The 19,688-nt window shown below is 64.2% G+C and carries 17 protein-coding genes and 1 pseudogene; 4 read left to right on the top strand and 14 right to left on the bottom strand.

Translation table 11 applies throughout. The features are described 5' to 3' along the window. Nucleotides 1-4: 4 nt before the first annotated feature. From doeA to CO664_RS10055, 9 genes are all read right to left on the bottom strand, one after another. Nucleotides 5-1,186 (bottom strand): ectoine hydrolase DoeA, encoded by a 1,182-nt coding sequence (gene doeA, locus CO664_RS10095; RefSeq protein WP_037416191.1) that lies wholly within the window; start codon nucleotides 1,184-1,186, stop codon nucleotides 5-7. Between the two features lie 33 nt (nucleotides 1,187-1,219). Further along, nucleotides 1,220-2,209, bottom strand: a complete 990-nt coding sequence (eutC, locus tag CO664_RS10090; RefSeq protein ID WP_097524387.1) for an ectoine utilization protein EutC — start codon at nucleotides 2,207-2,209, stop codon at nucleotides 1,220-1,222. Continuing rightward, a complete protein-coding gene (gene eutB, locus CO664_RS10085; protein ID WP_097539160.1) occupies nucleotides 2,206-3,213 on the bottom strand; it encodes a hydroxyectoine utilization dehydratase EutB in 1,008 nt (335 codons plus the stop codon). The genes eutC and eutB overlap by 4 nt, the downstream gene beginning before the upstream one ends. Then, nucleotides 3,210-3,995 carry an ectoine utilization protein EutA gene (eutA, locus tag CO664_RS10080; RefSeq protein ID WP_097538657.1) on the bottom strand — a complete coding sequence of 262 codons (786 nt, stop codon included), beginning with the start codon at nucleotides 3,993-3,995 and terminating at the stop codon, nucleotides 3,210-3,212. The genes eutB and eutA overlap by 4 nt, the downstream gene beginning before the upstream one ends. Then, nucleotides 3,995-4,657 carry an ectoine/hydroxyectoine ABC transporter permease subunit EhuD gene (ehuD, locus tag CO664_RS10075; RefSeq protein WP_097538656.1) on the bottom strand — a complete coding sequence of 221 codons (663 nt, stop codon included), beginning with the start codon at nucleotides 4,655-4,657 and terminating at the stop codon, nucleotides 3,995-3,997. The genes eutA and ehuD overlap by 1 nt, the downstream gene beginning before the upstream one ends. A gap of 2 nt (nucleotides 4,658-4,659) precedes the next feature. After that, nucleotides 4,660-5,319 (bottom strand): ectoine/hydroxyectoine ABC transporter permease subunit EhuC, encoded by a 660-nt coding sequence (gene ehuC, locus CO664_RS10070; protein WP_097538655.1) that lies wholly within the window; start codon nucleotides 5,317-5,319, stop codon nucleotides 4,660-4,662. 107 nt (nucleotides 5,320-5,426) lie between these two features. Further along, complete coding sequence (gene ehuB, locus CO664_RS10065) at nucleotides 5,427-6,278, bottom strand: ectoine/hydroxyectoine ABC transporter substrate-binding protein EhuB (protein ID WP_037416176.1); 852 nt, start codon at nucleotides 6,276-6,278, stop codon at nucleotides 5,427-5,429. Nucleotides 6,279-6,340: 62 nt separating this feature from the next. Next, on the bottom strand, nucleotides 6,341-7,126 hold the full coding sequence (gene ehuA, locus CO664_RS10060; protein WP_097538654.1) for an ectoine/hydroxyectoine ABC transporter ATP-binding protein EhuA: 786 nt from the start codon (nucleotides 7,124-7,126) through the stop codon (nucleotides 6,341-6,343). 118 nt (nucleotides 7,127-7,244) lie between these two features. After that, nucleotides 7,245-8,666, bottom strand: coding sequence for a PLP-dependent aminotransferase family protein (locus tag CO664_RS10055; protein WP_176536548.1), 1,422 nt, complete (start codon nucleotides 8,664-8,666; stop codon nucleotides 7,245-7,247). Between the two features lie 59 nt (nucleotides 8,667-8,725). On the opposite strand from CO664_RS10055, the gene CO664_RS10050 reads away from it, so the two are divergent. After that, complete coding sequence (locus tag CO664_RS10050; protein WP_037416167.1) at nucleotides 8,726-9,220, top strand: Lrp/AsnC family transcriptional regulator; 495 nt, start codon at nucleotides 8,726-8,728, stop codon at nucleotides 9,218-9,220. Nucleotides 9,221-9,283: 63 nt separating this feature from the next. Here CO664_RS10050 and CO664_RS10045 read toward each other — a convergent pair whose 3' ends face one another. From CO664_RS10045 to CO664_RS10035, 3 genes are all read right to left on the bottom strand, one after another. Beyond that, nucleotides 9,284-10,447, bottom strand: coding sequence for a Gfo/Idh/MocA family oxidoreductase (locus CO664_RS10045; protein WP_097538653.1), 1,164 nt, complete (start codon nucleotides 10,445-10,447; stop codon nucleotides 9,284-9,286). Nucleotides 10,448-10,742: 295 nt separating this feature from the next. After that, nucleotides 10,743-11,666 (bottom strand): TIM barrel protein, encoded by a 924-nt coding sequence (locus CO664_RS10040; RefSeq protein WP_097538652.1) that lies wholly within the window; start codon nucleotides 11,664-11,666, stop codon nucleotides 10,743-10,745. A gap of 30 nt (nucleotides 11,667-11,696) precedes the next feature. Beyond that, the gene (locus tag CO664_RS10035) at nucleotides 11,697-12,611 is read right to left on the bottom strand and encodes a sugar phosphate isomerase/epimerase (RefSeq protein WP_097538651.1); all 915 of its coding nucleotides are present in this window, start codon (nucleotides 12,609-12,611) and stop codon (nucleotides 11,697-11,699) included. Between the two features lie 120 nt (nucleotides 12,612-12,731). On the opposite strand from CO664_RS10035, the pseudogene CO664_RS10030 reads away from it, so the two are divergent. Next, nucleotides 12,732-13,734 (top strand): annotated as a pseudogene (locus CO664_RS10030) (LacI family DNA-binding transcriptional regulator). 53 nt (nucleotides 13,735-13,787) lie between these two features. Here CO664_RS10030 and CO664_RS10025 read toward each other — a convergent pair. Together CO664_RS10025 and CO664_RS10020 are read right to left on the bottom strand one after the other, a co-directional pair. After that, nucleotides 13,788-14,942 (bottom strand): acyltransferase, encoded by a 1,155-nt coding sequence (locus CO664_RS10025; RefSeq protein WP_097538650.1) that lies wholly within the window; start codon nucleotides 14,940-14,942, stop codon nucleotides 13,788-13,790. A gap of 158 nt (nucleotides 14,943-15,100) precedes the next feature. Then, nucleotides 15,101-15,505: a DoxX family protein gene (locus CO664_RS10020; protein WP_095678091.1), complete on the bottom strand. Its 405-nt coding sequence runs from the start codon at nucleotides 15,503-15,505 to the stop codon at nucleotides 15,101-15,103. A 151-nt stretch (nucleotides 15,506-15,656) separates the two neighbouring features. Here CO664_RS10020 and CO664_RS10015 point away from each other — a divergent pair, with 151 nt between their 5' ends. Together CO664_RS10015 and CO664_RS10010 are read left to right on the top strand one after the other, a co-directional pair. Next, a complete protein-coding gene (locus CO664_RS10015; protein WP_097538649.1) occupies nucleotides 15,657-16,529 on the top strand; it encodes a ferritin-like domain-containing protein in 873 nt (290 codons plus the stop codon). Nucleotides 16,530-16,835: 306 nt separating this feature from the next. Further along, on the top strand, nucleotides 16,836-19,622 hold the full coding sequence (locus tag CO664_RS10010; protein WP_097538648.1) for a DNA translocase FtsK: 2,787 nt from the start codon (nucleotides 16,836-16,838) through the stop codon (nucleotides 19,620-19,622). Nucleotides 19,623-19,688: the final 66 nt, after the last annotated feature.

Here is a 19,688-nt window from a genome sequence, read left to right as displayed (position 1 = left end):
GTCCTCAGTCCTTGACCATCAGCTTGCGCGGCACGGAGGCGAGGCATTCGACGCCGCTTTCGGTGATCAGAATGCTCTCTGTGGTCTCGAAGCCCATGTCCTCGAGCCAGAGACCGGTCATGAAGTGGAAGGTCATGCCCGGCTTCAGCTCCGTCTTGTCGCCCGGACGCAGGCTCATGGTGCGCTCGCCCCAGTCCGGCGGATAGGAAAGACCGATCGGATAGCCGGTGCGGTTGTCCTTCACGATCCCGTATTTCTTGAGCACGGCGAAGAAGGCGTTGGCGATGTCCTCGCAGGTGTTGCCCGGCTTGGCGACCGCGAGCCCCGCCTCCATGCCCTCGAGCGTCGCCTTCTCGGCGTCGAGGAAGGCCTGGGTCGGCTTGCCGAGGAACACCGTGCGCGACAGCGGCAGGTGATAGCGGTGGTAGCAGCCGGCGATCTCGAAAAAGGTCCCCTCGCCCCGCTTCATCGGCCGGTCGTCCCAGGTGAGATGCGGCGCGGAGGCTTCGACGCCCGAGGGAAGCAGCGGCACGATCGCCGGATAGTCGCCGCCGATGCCGTCGACGCCGCGGGTGCCGGCGTCGTAAATTTCCGCGACCAGATCGCATTTGCGCATGCCGACCTCGATCTTGTCGAAGATGCGCGCGTGCATCGCTTCGACGATCCGGGCGGCGTTGCGCATGTACTTGATTTCCGTCTCGCTCTTGACGGCGCGCTGCCAGTTGACGAGCGCCGTCGCGTCGACGTAGCGGGCATTCGGCAGATGCTTCTGCAGCGAAGCGAAGGCTGCCGCCGAGAACCAGTAATTGTCCATCTCGACGCCAATCCGGAGCGACCCCCAGCCGCGATCGGCGAGGATGCCGGAGAGGTAATCCATCGGGTGGCGCTCGGTCGACTGCACGTAGTGGTCGGGATAGCCGATGATGTTCTCGTGGTTGAGATAGGCGGTCAGCTTGGCGCCGTTGGCGTCCTGGCCGCGGCCGAACCAGATCGGCTCTCCTAAAGGCGGCACGATCACCGCCTGATGCACATAGAAGGACCAGCCGTCATAGCCTGTGAGCCATGCCATGTTGGACGGGTCGCTGACGATCAGGAGCTCGATGCCCTTGGCTTCCATCGCCTGGCGGGTCTTTCTGAGCCGCGCTTCATATTCCCCAAGGGAGAATTTGAGGTTGGGTTGGGTCATGTCTCTTCCCTCGTTTTGCCGGAAATGCCGGCGTCAACTCTCGAACGTCGTTCCTGCGTTCGCGGCATTCGCCCGCGCGAAGGCGAGCGTGGCGATGGCGGTGTCCTGGATGCCGGTACCGGTCAGGTCGGCGATGGTGATCTCGTTCGCGCTCGTGCGTCCCGCCCTCAGACCGGCGATCACCTGGCCGAGCTCGGCGAACTCGGCATCCGGTGCCACGACGCCAGCAGCAACCGCGTGGTGCAGTTCACCGAGACGGCGCGTCTGCTTCAGGCTGTCGGCGACATAGGTGGCGCGGGCGATCGCCCGCGGATCAAGCTCGTTCTTGTGCTCGGCATCGGAGCCCATGACGGTGACATGCTGACCCGGCTCAAGCCAGCCGGCCATGAAGATCGGCTTCTCCGACGGGGTGGTGGTGACGACGATATCGGCGCCCGCGACGGCTGCCTCCGGCTCGATTGAGGCCTTGACCGGAAAGCCGAGCTTTCCGGCCAGTACGATCGCAACCGCTTCGGCCTTCGCCGCATCGCGGGCCCAGAGCCGCGCCTCGCGGATCGGGCGGACGAGGGTCAGCGCTTCAAGCTGCAGCCTGGCCTGCATGCCCGCACCGAAGATCGCGGCAACGGATGCACCTTCCCGCGACAAGTGCTTAGCCGCGATGGCACCAGCGGCAGCCGTGCGGACGTCCGTCAAGTATCCATTGTCGAGCAACAAGGCCTGCACCAGCCCGGTGCGGCTCGAAAGCAGCACCATCATGCCGTTGGTGCTCGGCAGGCCGATCTTCGGATTGTCGAAGAAGCCGGGGCTGATCTTGATGGCGAAACCGTCGAGGCCGGACACATAGGCCGTCTTGACGTCGACCTCGCCTCGATGCTCAGGAATGTCGAGCCTCAGGATCGGCGGCATCGCCACCGCCCTGGTGGCGAGCGCATGGAAGGCATTCTCGACGCAGGCGACCGCTTCGCGATCGAGCGGCACGATGCGACGCAGCTCCGCCTCGGTGAGAATCGTCATCCTCGTCATGCCGCTGCCTCCTTGCGAAACGGATCCGTTTCGCCGTTCATCACGCTGAGATGCAGGCCCATATCGACATTGCGGCCGGAGAGAATGACTGCGATCGGACCGACGATCGTCTTGATCTTGCCGGCGAGAAGCGCCGCGATCCCGACCGCCCCGGCTCCCTCGACGATCTCGCGCTCCTCGGCATAGGCGTGGCGCATGCCGGCGGCGATTTCCGCCTCTGTCACAAGGATGATGTCGTCGAGGAGCTCCCGGCACATGCTAAATGTCACGCGATTGTCGAGCCCGATGCCGCCGCCAAGCGAATCGGCAAGGCTCGGCTGTTCCTCGTCGAGCACGGGGGTGCCGGCGGCGAGGCTCGTCTTCATCGCGGCGCCGCGCTCCATGGTCAGCCCGATCACCCGCGTCGCCGGCCTGCGCGCCTTGACGGCTGCGGCCAACCCGGCCGCCAGCCCGCCACCCGAAACCGGCACCAGCACAACGGCGACCTCTGGCATCTGGTCGACGATTTCGAGCCCGAGCGTCCCCTGCCCTGCGACGACTGCCGGATGGTCGAAGGGCGGCACCATCACGAGACCTTTTTCCGCGATCAGCCGCTCGACCTCTTGCTGCGCCTCGTCCTGCGACCTGCCGACAATCCGGACATCCGCGCCAAGACGCCTGATTTCGGAGACCTTGTTTTCCGGCACGAGGTGCGACATGCAGATCGTCGCGAGCGAACCTTCCGCCTTTGCCGCATAGGCGAGTGCTCGGCCATGATTACCGGTCGAGGCCGCGACGACGCCGCGCGCACGCTCCGCGGCGGTGAGTGAAAGCACCGCATTGGTCGCGCCGCGCAGCTTGAAGCTGCCGGTCGTCTGATGATGCTCGAGCTTGAGGCCGACAGACACGCCGCAGAGCCGGCTCAGCGATGCCGAGGCAACCAGCGGCGTCGTCAGCACGCGTCCGGAAAAACGCCGCGCCGCGGCTTCGATATCCTCGATCGTCACGGGGAGAGACGCGTTCACGGCCATTCCCCCTTAAGTGGCAGCGTCATCAGTCGCCCGAGCCGCGGCCGAGCCTCCTGGTCGCTGCAGAGGCGCAGGCAGGCCCAGGCTGTAGCGTAATTGCTGCTGACGACCGGCTTGCCGATCGCCTCCTCGATTTCATCGATCACGCCGGCGGCGCGAACGGCGGTGCAGGAGATGAAGAGGGCATCGGATTCCGGGGCCATGGCCTCCTTCGCAAACGCGACGATCTCCGAAGGCGCGATCCGCGCCATTTCCCGGTCGTCGGAAAGCCCCAGGCAGGTGAAGCGGTCGATCTCGAAGCCGAAGGCCGCAAAATAATCCGCCATCGGCCGGCTGGTCTCGACCGTATAGGGGGTGAGCACGGAAATTCGCGTCGCGCCGAGCGTCCGCAAGCCTTCGACCGCCGCCGCCGTCGGCGTCACTACGGCAGCCCCGGGCTTGGCGGCCTTGACCGCTGCAGCGATCTCCTTATCGCCAATGACGACGGATGCCGAAGTGCAGGAATACATCACGACGTCGAGCGCCTCGTCGGGCAGGATCAGGCCTGCCGCCGCCGTCAGCGACGGCTGCATCGCCCGCAGGTTCTCCGGCGTCACCGGATTGGCATAAGGAATGCGCGTGACATAAACGCCGATCCGGTCCGAGGCCACCAGCCGATGAAAGTCCGCTTCGGTGGTGTGATCGGTGGCAAGGATGATGAGGCCGATGCGCTTTTCCAGCGGCCGGTCGTCGAGGCGCGGTGCGCGCGCTGCCAAAGAAAGAGCGACAGGCGTTTCCATCAGCGTTCGTCCACCCGTGCGTAGCGCTCTTCTAGCCAGCGCAGGAAGAAGACCGAGATGAGGCTCATGATCAGGAAGAAGACGCCGACCAGCGTCATCGGCTCGATATAGCGATAATTGCTGTTGGCGATGCTTTTCGCCTGGTTCATCAGTTCTAGCACCGTGATTGCCGAAAGCAGCGGCGTCTCCTTGAACATGGCGATCAGGTAATTGGCGAGCGCCGGGATCATCGGCGGGATCGCCTGCGGCAGGATCACGTGGACCCAGGTCTGGCGGGCGGTGAGGTTCGTCGCCTTGGCGGCTTCCCACTGGCCGCGCGGCACGTTCTCGATGCCGGCCCGGTAGACCTCGGCGGCGTAGGTGCCGTAATGGATGCCGAGACCGATGACGCCGGCGAGCAGCGCCGGCAGTCGGATGCCGATATCCGGCAGCACGTAGAAGATGAAATAGAGCTGCACCAGCAAAGGCGTGCCGCGGATGAACTCCACCGCGAAGCTCGTGGTGCGCGCGATCGGCGCCGTCGCCACCATGCGCAGGATCGCGAAGACGAGGCCGACCACGGCGGCGACCGCCGCACCGAGAATGGTGGCGAGAATGGTGATCTGCAGCCCCTCGATGAGGGTCGGCATGATTTGGCGGACGAATTCCCAATCCCATTCCATGGTCAGGCCCTCACGCCGTCGAGGCCACGCGTCACGCGGCGCTCCAGCCAGCGCATGCCGAGCGAGATCAACCAGGCCATGACGAAGTAGAGCACCAGGATCGTCGCGAAGGGGATCAGCGTGCTGCCCGTCTGCGCGCGCACCACCTGGGCCTGGAAGGTCATGTCGGTGAGCGAGATCAGCGAGACAACCGCTGTTCCCTTGAGGAGCTCAATCGCATTGTTGCCGAAGGTCGGCAGCATCAGCGGCAGCGCCTGCGGCAGGATGATGTGGCGCATCGCCTGGTAGCGCGAGAGGTTGAGCGCGGTGCAGGCTTCGCGCTGCTCGCGGCCAATCGCTTTTACGGCACCGCGCACCACTTCCGCGCCATAGGCACCGACATTCAGGCCCAGCGCCAGCACGCCGGCCTGCAGCGGCGTAAGGGTGATGCCGGCAAAGGGCAGCACGAAATAGACCCAGAAGAGCTGGACGAAGATCGAGGTGCCGCGGAAGAACTCGATATAGGTCGTGGCCAGCGCCCGCACTGCCATGAACCTGCTGACGCGCCCGAGCCCCGCCGCAAAGGCGACCACGACGGCCAGCGCCGAGCCCATCAGGGTGAGCTGGACGGTCACCCAGGCGCCTTCAAGGATCAATCCGATATAGCCGGACCAGTCGATCATCGTTCAATTGTTCCAGTCAGAGTGCGGCTCGGTTCGACGGGGCCTTCCATGCCGCCTTCCCCCGGTGTCGCTCCGGTGAAAAGGCGGCGGGAAGCCCCAGCCCAGGCTTATTGCGCGGCGCAGAGTTTCTCGCGCGTCGTCGACATCGCCGCCTTGGCCGAGAAGCCATAGGGCTCGATGATCTTGGCGAACTCGCCGGATTCCTTCATCTTGGCGAGTTCGACATCGAAGGCATCGCGCAACGCCTCGTCGCCCTTCCTGAAGGCGGCGCCGTCGCAATAGACCGGGGCGCCTTCGACCGGCGCGACCACTTCGATATTGGGGTCGTTGGCCTTCGAGACGAGGTCGTTGATCGAAAGCACCGGCAGCGAGTAGACGTCGATGCGGCCGTCCTGCAGCATCTTCATGCCGCTCTGGCCGTCCGGCACGACGATAACGCGGTCACGCGGCACGCCGGCTTCGAGCGCCAGCTTCTCTTCCGTGCCGCCGCCCGGCGCACCGATCTTCGCATCCGGATTGTCGGCGATGTCCTTGTAGCTCTTCAATTTGAGCGGATTGCCCTTCTTCAGCGCGAAGGCCTCGGCGTCGCAGAGGATCGGCTGCGAATAGGCGACCGCGGCGCAGCGCTCCGGCTTCATGAAAAGCCCGGCGGTGATCGCGTCGTGACGGCCCGCCTGCAGGCCGGGGATCATCGCGCCATATTCGGAGATCGAGGCCACGATTTCCGGCACGCCGAGCCGCTTGAAGATCTCGCGGGCCACATCCGGCGCGGCACCGGAGACCTTGCCGTCGGCGCCGACGGCGGTAAAGGGCGGCTCGTTGGCGATGGCGACACGCGCGAAGCCCTGTTCCTTCAGTTCCTCGAGCTTGTTCTCATCCGCCGCGACGGGCGTCGCTGCGGCAATTGCCATCAACGCCGTCGCACCTGCCGCCATTGCCATCAAAGCTTTCAGTGTCATCGTTCCCAACTCCTCTGTTGTTCTCTTCACGTTGTTGCTTGAGGCAATGTCGGCCCGAGAGCTCAGACGCGGTGCCCTGCCGCTATGATCTTGCGCAGGAAGGTCTGCGTGCGTTCCTGTTTCGGGTGCCGGAAGATGTCTTCGGGCCTCCCCTCCTCGACAATCTTGCCGCGGTCGAAGAAGAGCACCCGATCGGCGAAATCATGGGCAAAGCCCATTTCGTGGGTGACGAGCAGCATCGTCATGTCCGTTTCGGCCGCCAGCTTGCGCATGACGTTCAGGACTTCCTCGACGAGCTCGGGATCGAGCGCGGAGGTCACCTCGTCGAACAGCATGATCTTCGGCGACAGCGCCAGCGCCCGGGCGATCGCGACGCGCTGCTTCTGGCCGCCGGAGAGCTGGGCCGGCATGCTCTTCGCCTTGTCGGCGAGCCCGACCATGTCAAGAAGCTCCATCGCCCGCTTTTCCGCCGCCGCACGCGGAACGCCCTTTGTCAGCATCGGCGCCAATGTGACGTTGTCGAGCACGCATTTATGGGGAAACAGGTTGAAGTGCTGGAAGACCATGCCGATCTTCTCGCGCATCTTATGGAGATGCCGCTCGTCGGCCGGAACGAGACTGCCCGCCTTCTTCATGTGATAGAGCTGCTCGCCGTCAACCTGAATAAAGCCGTCGCTGATCGTTTCCAGCGTCATCAGGATGCGCAGGATCGTCGTCTTGCCCGAACCGGACGGGCCGATGAGGGCGAGCTTCTCGCCCGGTATTACCTCCATCGACAGACCATCGAGCACGGTCAGCGGACCGTATCTCTTGACGATGTTGTCGATGCGGATGATCGGCTCGGGCATTCGCGTCTCTCCCTTTGAGAGCGGTAATGTCCTAACGATGATCCGGTTCCGAAATCATGTCAATGTGAATAATAATCTCATGACAATTATTCGACGATGAGCAAGTTTTGCATCCACATCAGATCGCGAGCAGCAATGCCTCCGGGTCGCCAAGCGCCAGCGAGGCGACGATGCCTAGCCCGGTTTTGAGCTCCTGTTCGCTGGTCGAGCCGAGCGAGATGCGCACGGCCGGGCGCCAGCCGCTGTCGGCGGTGCGGAAGGACGCGCCCGGCGCGATCGCCACACCGCGCAGGCGCGCCTGGGAGACGAAGGCCTCCTCCGCGTGGCCCTCGGGGAGCGGCAGCCAGACATGCAGGCTCTGCGGATGGCTGCGGTGGGGAAGTCGGCCGAACGTCTCGGTGGCGATGGCGTGGCGGGCGGCGAGAGCCCGGCGCTGCCAATTGACGAGGTCGATCGCCGTGCCGTCGCTCACCCAACGGGTGGCGATCTCGGCGATCGACGGCGTCGCCATCCAGTTCGAGACGAGATGCCGATTGGCGACCGCCGCGACGTAGCGGTCCGGCGCCACCAGATAGCCGATCCTGAGGCCCGGCACGGTGATCTTGGTGAAGCTCGTCACGTAAAGGGTGCGTTCCGGCGCCAGCGCCGCCACCGGCGGCAGACGCTCCTCGACCAGTGGCCCAAGAATATCGTTTTCGATGATGGCGATGTCGTGCCGGCGCGCCACTTCCGCGAGCGCGGCTCGGCGCTCGCGGCTCATCAAGGTCGCCGTCGGATTGATCACTGAGGGCTGTAGGAAGATCGCGCGGATGACCCCCTTGCGACAGGCTTCGTCGAGCGCTTCCGGCACCATCCCGTCGTCATCGATCGCGATGCCCTGGAGATGAATGCCGAGATAGGTCGACAGCGGCACCAGCGTGTGATGGCTGATCGCCTCCGTCGCGATGGTCGAACCGGGCGGAGCGACGCTCATCAAAGCGACGGTCATGGCGGAGGTCGCGCCGTTGGTGAGGCTGATATTGAGCGGCGAGACGTCGAGCCCGCAGCGCGAAAGCCATTCCGCCGCAATTGTGCGGTGGCGCGGGAACACCATGTTCGGCCGGAAGGACAGCGCCGAGCTTGCCGGCAGGTTCTCGGCAAGCCACGCGAAGGCCTGTCGCATCTTTTCGAGATGTATCTGCTCGCAGACCGGCTTCAGGATCGAAAGGTCGATCAGTTCGCCGAGCCGCTCCGGCAGATAGGGCGGATCCGGCTCGCGCGGCCGCGTCTGAACGAAGCTGCCGCGCCCGACCTCGCCCGAAATCAGCCCGCGCCGGATGAGCTCGTCATAGGCCCGGCTCACCGTCTGCACCGACAGCTTCAAATCGTCGGCAAGCTTGCGATGCGTCGGCAGCCGCGTGCCGTTCTGCAACCGCCCCTCCTCGATCGCACGGGCAATTTGATCGGCCAGCGAGAGATAGGCCGGGCGGCGTAGAAGCGTTGTGTCGGGCATCCAATTTGTCATGATTTGAACTGTGATTAAAATCAGCTCAATTGACAATGCAAAAGTGAGAACCCAATGTCTTTTCCCGGATTTCGACTTCAGGAGGGGCGCCCCGCATGAAACTTGACGCGATCGATCTGCGCATCCTCGAGGCGATCCAGGCCGACGGGCGCATCACCAAGCTGGCGCTGGCCGAAAAGGCGGGGCTTTCGCCGACGCCGTGCTGGATGCGGCTCAGAAAACTGGAAAAGGCCGGCATCGTCGCCGGCTACCATGCGCGCGTGGCGCTGCGACGGGTGGCTCCGGTCGCAAGTGTGATGATGGAGGTGACCCTTGCCAATCACCGGCAGGCGGATTTCGACCGGTTCGAGCGCGCCATCGCCGTAATTCCCGAGATCGTCGCCTGCTGGTCGGTCGGCGGCGGGGTGGATTATATCCTCAAGGTGGTGACGGCCGACATCGACGCCTATCAGCGGCTGGTCGACGAGTTGCTCGGCCGCGAACTCGGCATCGATCGCTATTTCACCTACATCGTCACCAAGACCGTCAAGGAAGAAACCGTCCTGCCGCTCGGTGCGTTGTTGCCACAGGCTTCGGCGGGGCAAGTCTAGAGGCGGTGTCTTGAAACCGAACGGTGGAAAAGGACGAGCGGAGGGATGGAAAGCCGTAACTCTCTACTCGTACTCCAACCAAACCCCGCCGGCATCGGCCGAACGGACGCAGTTCTCGACCCACCGCACGCCTTCCAAGCCGGCATCGATACCCGGGAAGGCCAGGTCTTCGATACCCTCGGGCGCAAGGCCACGATTGCCAGTAATGGCGAGAGCGAAGCGGCGGTAGAGATTGGCCCAGGCCTCGAACAGCCCCTCTGGATGGCCGCCGCCGATGCGGTCGTCGAGCCGGGCTTGCGGGTAGAGATAGTCCATGCCGCGTTCCAGGATGCGGACCGGCTCGCCCTGGATCTCGTAGGAAAGCTGGTTCGGCCGCTCGTCCCACCATTCGATGCTCGCCTTCGAGCCGACGATCCGGACCTTCTGGCCGTGCATCGAGCCGGCATTGACGGCGCTCGACCAGACATTGGCGACGGCGCCGTTGTCGTATTCCATCAGGGTTATGGCATTATCCTCGAGCGGCGCGCGGCTCTTGACGAAGCTCTGGCGCACGCACATCAGCCGCCTGATCTTCAGGTGCGGCAGGATTACCTCCGAAATATGGAGCGGGTGGGTGCCGACGTCGCCGAGCACATAGCTGGGGCCGGCGAACTTCGGATCGACCCGCCAGCGTGTCGACGGGTTCTGCTCCTCGACGGCGGCGCTGTGGAAGCCATGGGCAAATTGCAGGTTGACGATCCGGATCTCGCCGAGGTCGCCGTTCCTCACCATGGCGCGGGCCTGCTCGATCATCTGGTGACCGGCATAGCCATAGGTGACGCCGACGGTCAGCCCGCCCGCTTCGGCGAGCGACTTGAGCTCCTTCGCTTCCACGACCGTGAAGCAGAGCGGCTTTTCGCAGATGACGTTGAGGCCGTGTTCGAGCGCCGCCCTACAGGTCGAGAAATGGGTGTTGTTCGGCGTGGCGATCGAGACCGCTTCGATCCCGTCGGCGCGCCTCGCCTCCTCGGCGAACATCGTCTCGTAGTCCGGATAGCTACGGGCCTCGTCGAGCCCGAGATCCACCCCGAAGGCGCGGCCGCGTTCCGGGTCAATGTCGAAGGCGCCGGCCACCAGTTCGAACGTGTCGTCGCGGAGTGCGGCCGAGCGATGGATGTAGCCGATCTGGCTGCCGCGTCCGCCGCCGACCATGCCCCAGCGGATCGGGTTTTTCTTCGTCTCTGGCATTATTCTGTCCCTCAAGTGTTTGGTGTCGCTTTCCGCTGGTGTCCGTTTCACCCCCTCTGCCCTGCCGGGCATCTCCCCCCGCAAGGGTGGAGATCGGCAAGACGCGGGCTCCCCAATCGTCTTTTCGACAGCGTTCATCTCGGTGCGGGAGGCAGCCGGCACCGCAAAAATACGGCGCCCAATCTGCAATGGCGGCCACCGGCGAAGGCATCAACACTGGCCGATCTCCACCCTTGCGGGGGAGATGCCCGGCAGGGCAGTGGGGGCTGCGACACGTACCAGACCTCAATCACCTCTAAAATCCGACCGAGCGCAGATAGTCGCGGCTTTCCCGCACATCCGCGAGGCTGCCGGCGACGCTTAAAGGGTCGCGCTCCTGCTCGACGGTGATAAAGCCGTGATAGCCGATCTCCTCGAGAGCCTGCTTGACCGGCCGATAGTCGATGACGCCGCGGCCGATCGGGCACATCACCCCTTGGGCGCAGGCCTCGAAGAACCTGATTTCCTGCCCAAGCACGCGGCGGAAGACCGTCTCGTCGATGTCCTTGAAGTGGACGTAGTCGAGCCGGTCGGCGTAGCGCTTCAGTGTCTCGACCGGATCCATGCCGGCGTAATAGCTGTGGCCGGTGTCGACGCAGAAGCCGGCAAGCTCCGCCGGCACGTCGCGAGCGATCCGCTCGATCTCGTCGGCGAATTCGATATAGCCGCCGGCATGCGGATGGATGACGGCGCGCACGCCGTATTTGCTCCTCGCAAGCTCGGCGATCGTCTTGATGTTGGCGACCATGCCGCGCCACGCCCCGTCGGAGAGCCGAGGCGCCCGGTCGGCATGGCCGGCGGCAAAATCGCGTTCGTCGTGGCCCCAGTCCATCACCGTCAGGTATGGCGTCCTGAAACGTTGGCCGAGGAGCTGTTCGGGCTGCGGCAGCCGGGTGATGACGGCGCAGATCTCGTCGGTCTGACGCAACAGATTCTCGCGGTTTTCGGCCGAGACAAGATCGTCGAAGATCGTCCCGGCGACGATGAAGAGGTTGCGGTCGACGAGCGCCTTGGCGACTCGTTCGGAGTCGAGGGGCACATAGCCATAGGGGCCGAGTTCGAGACCGCCATAGCCGGCGGCGGCCGCCTCGTCGAAGACGCGTTCCCAGGCGGGCAGGTTCGGGTTCTTGACGTCGTCTACGCCCCAGCAGCAGGGGGCGGTCGCGATGGTGATGGTCACGAATGTTGTCCTCGTTGCATAAGCTGGCACTTACGCATCCTTGCCCGGCCAGTATTTGTCGACGTATTTCTGGATCTCCGCACGCATGAAGCGACCCGACTCGTCAGCGCGGTCTTCCCAGCCGAAAACGCAGGCGGTGACGATGCCGTCGAAGCCGACCGAGGCGAGCGAAGAGAAGAAGACGTCCCAGTTGATCTCGCCCTGATACATGTCCATGTGCTGGTGGATCGTCACCGGGGCGCCCGGCGGGTTGATGATGTAGCGAAGCCCCGAGGACGCCTTGTGGTTATAGGTGTCGGCGACATGGACATGGGCGATCAGAGGCCCGGCATCGCGGATCATCTTCGCCATGTCATCGCCGAAGTAGAAGGTGTGCGGGGCGCAGTAGAGGAACTTGACGTTCTTCGAGCCGATCGCCTTCAGCATGTCGATCGCCGGATGCAAGGTCTCGCACCAGTCTTCCGGGTGCGGCTCCATGTTGAGCGTCACGCCTTCCTTCTCGAAGACCGGCACCAGCTCCTCCATCGAACGCCACCAGGCGGCTTCGCTGTGCTCGTGCGTGTGTATTCCGCCGCAGCAGTTGGAGCGATGGCTACGGTCGGGCGACGGGCCACGGCCGAACTCGGAATTCATCGTGTCGCAGCCCATCTCGACGGCGACCTCGATCGCTTGCTTCCAATAGCGCACCGCCGCCTGGCGCTCGTCCTCATGCGGGCTCGCCCAGCGATACATCGGCAGGATCGAGGCGAGCTTGACGCCGTGATCCTTCAGCGCTGCCTTGAACTCGGCGATCCGTTCCTTGTGGGCGCGCGGCCGCACCCACCAGGGGAGGAAATCCTCGCGCGGCGACAGCTCGATATGGTCGTAGCCAAGCTCCGCCGCCTTGCGGCACAGATCATTGAGGCCAAGATGGCGATGCATGTAGGGGTCGAGTGCGATCTTCATGGGTGCTCCTCCTGATGCGCGAAGGATACCGAGCACCACCGCTGCCCGCTAAATCTTCCTTGATCAAATTTGATCAATCCTGGATGCTGAACGGGAGGGAATTTCCCGGGAGAAAGCGCATTGACGAAAGTGACCTTGAAGGATGTGGCGCAGGAGGCGGGCGTCGGCACCGCGACCGTCGAGCGTGTCGTCAACGGCCGCGGCGGCGTCAGGCCTGAAACGATCGAGCGGGTGTTCCTCGCGGTCCGAAAGCTCGACTACCGGCATAGGCTGCCGGAGCCGCATCGGGGGCTGATCCGGATCGAAGTCATTCTGGTCCGGCCCGAGACGAACTTCTACTCGCGCATGAATCAGGCCTTTGAGCGGATCGCCGCCCTGCTCGACAAGAGCGTCACCGTTCACCGCACCTTCGCGCGCGAGAATGATCCGGTCGAATTCGCCCACCACATCGCCAATCCGGGGGTCCGCCGCTCGGCGCTCATCGTCGTGGCGCCGGACCATCCGAGCGTGGTGAAAAGCCTGAGGACGGCGGCGCGCCATGGCAACGCCGGTGGTGCAGATCATGACACGACCGGCCCCGGAACTCCCCTATGTCGGCATCGACAATTATGCGGCGGGGCGGACGGCCGCCTATTACATGTCGAGGATGCTTGCCGGACGGTCAGGGTCCTTCGTGGCGCTCTGCCACAGCGGCGCATACGAGAACCACAAGGAACGCATCCGCGGCTTCTCCGCCTATCTCACCAACCATCCTGGCGACCACCTCTTCCGGCAGGTGATGTTCGATTGCGACGACGACCTCAACTCGATGGAGCTGCTGCGCGGGGCACTGTGCGACGATTCGGGGATCATCGGCCTCTACACCGCCGGCGGCGACAACCGCTCCGTCGCCGCGGTGCTGAAGGAGCATGAGTCGCGCCGCGTTTTCTGGGTCGGTCACGAGCTCTCCGACCAGTCGCGCGGCGCTCTCCGCGACGGCGTCATGTCGATCGTCCTCGACCAGGCTCCGGAGATCCAGGCGCGCCGCGCAATCGACCTGACATTGCGGTCGCTTGGACTGATCGACGTCGAGGTGAGCCCCGAGCCGGTGCGGTTTCTGACGATCACGCCGGAGAACGTCTGACGGATTGCGGGCGAGCCAAGTGGGGTGCCAGCAGTGGATTCCGCCAATCTCTCTCACGCCCGAACCGGCTGCGGTCTTCTCCGATTGATCAGGCGCTTGGCGAGTTTTTGCCCCGGTCGTTCAATGGCAAGGAATGTCGCGCAGGCAGCCGCATAGACCAAAGGCACAAGGATCAGGGTGACGGCCGCAAAGCGCGCGGCCGGCGAGATCATTTCGCCGAAAGTGCCAATGAAATAGGCGGCGATCGGCTGCAGAAAAATGAGGTGCCAGAGATAGGCCCCGAACGACAGCTCTCCCAGCCAGTGGAAGAACCTGTTTCCGAGGGACGACGACACGGCGCGAAGCCTTTTGCCCAACGCCTCGCCGGCCAGGCGGTGATGGAGCAGGCCGAAAAACACCCCGACAAGCGCGACCCGCATCAGCATTTTCGTCGCCGTCATGTCGCCGCCGATCGGCAGCAGCACGAGTGCCAGGGCGACGGCGCCGTAGAGGAAAGCCTTGGACCTCTCCGAGTCAAGGCCGAGCGCCAAGAGCATTCCGCAAAGGAAGACATGCATCTTCAACGGCAGGAAGGCGGGCATCGGGAAATGCACCCCCAACAGACCGGCCGTCGAGACGATCGCGACGGCGATAGCGGCGGTGACGAGCGCGCCCCTCAGCCAGCCGCATCTCTTCAGCAGAAGCATGACGAAGGGAAAGGCGGCGTAGAACTGCATTTCAAGGCCGATGCTCCAGTCGGGCAGCGGCGTCCTGTAGGCATAATCTGGGGAGAGGCCGAACAGAAAGCTCAAATGCATCAGCCCGTTCGTCAGACCGTTGTCGAGGTAGCGCGCCGGCGACTGCGGCGCCTTGTCTAGGAAGCCGTCGATGATCATCCTCGATTCGAACAGCCAGGGACCGAGCGCAAAAGCCACGGCCAGAAGAAGATAGTAAAGCGGCGCAATTCTCAGGAAGCGGCGGATCCAGAAGCTCGCCCAGGTCGAGGTCAGTTCCCACGGCTCTTTTGCGGCCCGCAGCTGATAGTGAAATACCATCAGGAAGCCGGAAAGCATGATGAAGAGATCGACGCCGAGATCGGGCTCCGACAGAACAGGCAGGCGCCAGCCCGTGAGCAACAGCGTATGGCCGACCATCACCCAGAGGGATGCCAAGCCTCGCAGTCCGTCCAGGCAATCGATACGGGTCTCGCGGAGGGTATAGCCGGCCATCAGTACACTTCGTCCTTGTTTGCAACCAAAGGTTACTGCAGCGCGCTATGTTGCGACGCACAAGGGCATGCCTAGAGGCGGACTAAGGCGATACTAAGTAAAGATTGAGGCCGCCCCGTCGCCGGGGCGACGACGAGAAGCGGGTCGGATCCTTCCGATCAGGTGCGGCCGGCCCTTGCGTCAAGGCTGAACCCGCCCGCGCCGAATGCGGCGACCTGCAGAAAACCGCCGACAATCGCGATATTCTTCATGAAGTGGATCAGCTGGTTCTGATCGTCGAATTCCATATGAAAACCGAGCGCAGAGGCGAGCGTGAAGACGGCCAGGACCAATGCTGCCAGCCTCGTCTGATAACCCAGGACGAGCAGGATGCCGCCGCCGAGTTCGACGACGAGCGCGCCGGCATAGGCGACGGCTGGAAGCGGCAGGTTGGCCGCCGATATATAGGCGATGGTGCCGGAGGGATCGGCCAGTTTCTCTATGCCGGAAACGACGAAAATGACGGCGAGGAACAGGCGGCCAACAAAGGCAAGCGAACTCTGAAGTGCGGCATTGTTGCTCATGTCAGTTCCTTTCCCAGCAATGGCGGCCGCCATATTACACGGATGAGGAGTTCGGGCCCGGAACTTTTCGCGCTTGATGCTGTTGGACCCTGATTGGCCCGCCTGATCCAGGGTGCCAAAAACTGACGCCGGGCGGGCTTCGGAGGAAGCCATGATCCGCGCATTACCCCCACTTTATCTGCCGCGCCGCCGCCTGTTGCAATTGGGACTTGGAGCAACGCTCGCCTCGACCGCTGGCTTCGCCCGCGTTTCGCGCGCGGATGAACCAGCTGAACCGATGGACGAGGATGTCTTCCAGTTCGCGCTGAACCTCGAATATATGGAGGCCGAGTATTACCTGCGCGGCACGACCGGCAAAGGGATCGACGATGCCGACGCGGGTGCCGACGCTGGGCCGGTGACCGGCGGCAAGCAGGTTTCGTTCGAGACGCCCGCGATCAGCGAGTTCATGAGCGAGGTGGCGGAAAACGAACTTGCTCACGTCCGGTTCTATCGCAAGACCCTTGGCGCCGATGCCGTGTCGCGGCCGGCCATCGATTTCGATGCTGGCTTCGCCGCCGTCGCGAAGGCCGCGGGCCTCGGGGAGAATTTCGATCCCTTCGGCAACGAGATGAACTTTGTGCTCGGCGGTATGCTGTTCGAGGATGTCGGCGTGACCGCGTATGCCGGCGCCGCGACGGTCCTGAAGAACGAGGAGTTTCTCGCCGCCGCCGCCGGGATCCTCGCCGTCGAGGCCTATCACATGGGCATGGCCCGCTCGACGCTCTATCGGATGGGCGAGGAGGCCTGGAAGGCCGCCGCCGCGGTTTCCGATGCCCGCGACAAGATCGATGGATCGGACGACAAGGACCAGCCGCTCCAGATGGACGGCAAGGCGAACATCGTTCCCTCGACGCCGGATGCAATTGCTTTTACCCGAGCGCCGCAGGAAGTCCTGCGCATCGTCTATCTTACCGATCAGGAGGGCGCCACCAAAGGTGGCTTTTACCCGAACGGCATGAATGGAACGATCACCAGCACCTGAACGGATTGCCAGGGCCGGCACGGCGCGGCTTCGTTTTTCCCGCCTGGTCCGGCCTCGCCGGCTTTGCCACACACGGCAGCAATTCTCCCCGTCTGAAACAGAAATTGAACGGCGTTACCCTGCAGTGCGGTGTCCGTGTCGAAGGCCTGGAAATCCTCGAAAGAGCGGCCGGAAAGACGCGTCGAAAGTGCGCTCGTGTGGGCAGCGAGATACCATCCGGCGGCGCCGTTGGAAGGGAGTTGTTAACCTTCATTTCCTATTCGCTAGGGACAGCCCTTTCGATGATGAAATTTCGAGTTTCAGGCCATGCGTATTCCCCGGACAAATTTCTCGACGGCAGCTTTGCATGATGCACATGAGGCGGATGGTTTCGAGCATCCGCATCCGGGAGCACCGGACGTTTCGCATGCCCAGACAACCCTCGCCTCGCCGCAGGATCATCTGTTCGAGGCGCCGGAAGCGCCCCGCCGGGGTACGGGTCATCCGGGCGACGATATGGGCTATGCCGGGCGCGCCGCGCGCCTCTACGGCCACGGCTCGCCCTATGCGCCGGCCCAGGTCACCGCCTGGACGCGCGATCCGCTGCCGACCCTTGCCGAGATCACCGGCCAGTCGGACGGACCGAGCTGGGAGAGCCATTTCTTCCTGTCGCCCAATGTCCGCTTCACCCGCACGCCGGAACGCGAATTCATGAAGCGCCGCGCGCCCGCAGCCGATGAGGGCGAGGTAGAGGTCGAGGCGATTGCCGCCGAGGTGGTCGAAGCAGAGATCGTCGCCGAAACGGGGCCCGTCGACGCAGTCCCCGCTGCTGTCGAACCCCAAACGCCGGCCCATAGCCCCTCCGAACTCCTGCGGGTGCTGATGCAGCAGCTTCCCTCCTGGCGTCCCGCACAGTCGCGCGATGCTGCCACCGCAGAACCGGCGCTCAATGCGGCACCGATCGTGGAAGGGGAGGTGCCGGAGGTGGAAGAAGCGGGCGGAACACTGGCGCCGGCGGTCCATGCAGCGGACGTCGCCGAGATGATCCCGGCCGGCCGCGAACCCGCATCAGATTCGGCCGCCAGGGTTGTGACCGGTGAAAGAGAAGCCCGTCTCTCCTACCTCTCCGATCACGCATTCTTCGAATTCATGCCGTTCCAAATGGCGGCTGCCTCGCATGTTGCCGCCGATCCGGTGAAGGAACCGGCAAAAGCGCCGCAGCAGATTGCGGCGGCACCGACGCCTGTCGCCGCGCCGGTGGAAATCCAGCCGCAGCCGCCAACGGCGATCACCTCGATGTTCCGGGTGGTCGAATGCCGCCCGGCGACGACAGTTATCGCCGCGCCGGTTCCCGTACCGCCCCCAAGCGCCCCCGATAAGCCTGAAGCCGTGGCCGTGGCGGCCGCGCCGGCGCTGGTCGAGCCTGTCGTCAAAGCCGAGGAAAAGACGCCGGTTTCCAACGTTCCGGTCACCAAGGCGGCGATCACCATGCCGGCCGTGGTGCAGCGTTCCGCTTCACCCTTTCCGCCGATCGGCGGCAGCGAGCGCCAGCAGGCTGACGCCGCCTACGAGTTTCCGGCCAAGGAGCTGCTGCAGGAGCCGCCGCAGGGCCAGGGCTTCTTCATGACCCAGGAGCAACTCGAGCAGAATGCCGGGCTTCTCGAAAGCGTGCTTGAAGATTTCGGCGTCAAGGGCGAGATCATCCATGTCCGGCCCGGGCCGGTCGTCACGCTTTACGAATTCGAGCCGGCGCCCGGCGTCAAGTCCTCGCGCGTCATCGGCCTTGCCGACGATATCGCTCGGTCGATGTCGGCGCTTTCGGCCCGCGTCGCAGTGGTGCCCGGCCGCAACGTCATCGGCATCGAACTGCCGAACGCGACGCGCGAGACGGTTTATTTCCGCGAGCTGATCGAATCCAATGATTTCCAAAGGACCGGCTGCAAGCTGGCGCTCTGCCTCGGCAAGACGATCGGCGGCGAGCCGGTGATCGCCGAACTCGCGAAGATGCCGCATCTGCTCGTCGCCGGCACCACCGGCTCGGGCAAATCGGTGGCGATCAACACGATGATCCTGTCGCTGCTCTACCGGCTGAAGCCGGAGGAATGCCGGCTGATCATGGTCGACCCGAAGATGCTCGAACTCTCCGTCTATGACGGCATCCCGCACCTTCTCACGCCGGTCGTCACCGATCCGAAGAAGGCGGTGATGGCGCTCAAATGGGCGGTGCGCGAGATGGAAGACCGCTATCGCAAGATGTCGCGGCTCGGCGTCCGCAACATCGACGGCTACAACCAGCGCGCCGCCGCCGCCCGAGAGAAGGGCGAGCCGATCCTGGCAACCGTGCAGACCGGCTTCGAGAAGGGCACCGGCGAGCCGCTCTTCGAGCAGCAGGAGATGGATCTGGCGCCGATGCCCTATATCGTCGTCATCGTCGACGAGATGGCCGACCTGATGATGGTCGCCGGCAAGGAGATCGAAGGGGCGATCCAGCGCCTCGCCCAGATGGCGCGCGCCGCCGGCATCCACCTGATCATGGCGACGCAGCGCCCGTCGGTCGACGTCATCACCGGCACGATCAAGGCGAACTTCCCGACCCGCATCTCCTTCCAGGTGACCTCGAAGATCGACAGCCGCACCATCCTCGGCGAGCAGGGTGCCGAGCAGCTGCTGGGCCAGGGCGACATGCTGCACATGGCCGGCGGCGGCCGCATCGCCCGCGTTCATGGCCCCTTCGTCTCCGACCTCGAGGTCGAGCATGTGGTGGCGCATCTGAAAACGCAGGGGCGCCCGGAATATCTGGAGACCGTGACGGCGGACGAGGAGGAAGAGGAGCCGGAAGAAGATCAGGGCGCCGTTTTCGACAAGAGCGCGATTGCTGCGGAAGACGGCAACGAGCTCTACGAGCAGGCGGTGAAAGTGGTGCTGCGCGACAAGAAATGCTCGACCTCCTATATCCAGCGCCGGCTCGGCATCGGCTACAACCGCGCTGCTTCCCTCGTCGAACGAATGGAGAAGGAAGGCCTCGTCGGCCCGGCCAATCATGTCGGCAAGCGCGAGATCATCCATGGCAACCGCGACCACGCGGCCAAGGCGGACGACGCCGAGATGGAGTGAGCGAAGGGCGAGCAGGGAACAGATGCGCGCGACGTCGGCAGCCACCAACCCCCTCTGGCCCGGCGG

Source organism: Sinorhizobium sp. NG07B (assembly GCF_002532005.1).
GTDB lineage: Bacteria > Pseudomonadota > Alphaproteobacteria > Rhizobiales > Rhizobiaceae > Sinorhizobium > Sinorhizobium fredii_C.
The sequence above is the reverse complement of the archived record's forward strand: the minus strand, read 5'-3'. Positions and strand labels throughout refer to the sequence as shown.

Bases quoted from the DNA above. Each gene is read 5' to 3' on its own strand.
- ehuC (WP_097538655.1), bottom strand. From the start codon at position 5,319: ATGATCGACTGGTCCGGCTATATCGGATTGATCCTTGAAGGCGCCTGG.
- ehuD (WP_097538656.1), bottom strand. From the start codon at position 4,657: ATGGAATGGGATTGGGAATTCGTCCGCCAAATCATGCCGACCCTCATC.
- CO664_RS10015 (WP_097538649.1), top strand. From the start codon at position 15,657: ATGATCCGCGCATTACCCCCACTTTATCTGCCGCGCCGCCGCCTGTTG.
- ehuB (WP_037416176.1), bottom strand. From the start codon at position 6,278: ATGACACTGAAAGCTTTGATGGCAATGGCGGCAGGTGCGACGGCGTTG.
- CO664_RS10025 (WP_097538650.1), bottom strand. From the start codon at position 14,942: ATGGCCGGCTATACCCTCCGCGAGACCCGTATCGATTGCCTGGACGGA.
- CO664_RS10045 (WP_097538653.1), bottom strand. From the start codon at position 10,447: ATGCCAGAGACGAAGAAAAACCCGATCCGCTGGGGCATGGTCGGCGGC.
- eutA (WP_097538657.1), bottom strand. From the start codon at position 3,995: ATGGAAACGCCTGTCGCTCTTTCTTTGGCAGCGCGCGCACCGCGCCTC.
- CO664_RS10020 (WP_095678091.1), bottom strand. From the start codon at position 15,505: ATGAGCAACAATGCCGCACTTCAGAGTTCGCTTGCCTTTGTTGGCCGC.
- CO664_RS10010 (WP_097538648.1), top strand. From the start codon at position 16,836: ATGCGTATTCCCCGGACAAATTTCTCGACGGCAGCTTTGCATGATGCA.
- eutC (WP_097524387.1), bottom strand. From the start codon at position 2,209: ATGACGAGGATGACGATTCTCACCGAGGCGGAGCTGCGTCGCATCGTG.
- ehuA (WP_097538654.1), bottom strand. From the start codon at position 7,126: ATGCCCGAGCCGATCATCCGCATCGACAACATCGTCAAGAGATACGGT.
- doeA (WP_037416191.1), bottom strand. From the start codon at position 1,186: ATGACCCAACCCAACCTCAAATTCTCCCTTGGGGAATATGAAGCGCGG.
- CO664_RS10035 (WP_097538651.1), bottom strand. From the start codon at position 12,611: ATGAAGATCGCACTCGACCCCTACATGCATCGCCATCTTGGCCTCAAT.
- CO664_RS10050 (WP_037416167.1), top strand. From the start codon at position 8,726: ATGAAACTTGACGCGATCGATCTGCGCATCCTCGAGGCGATCCAGGCC.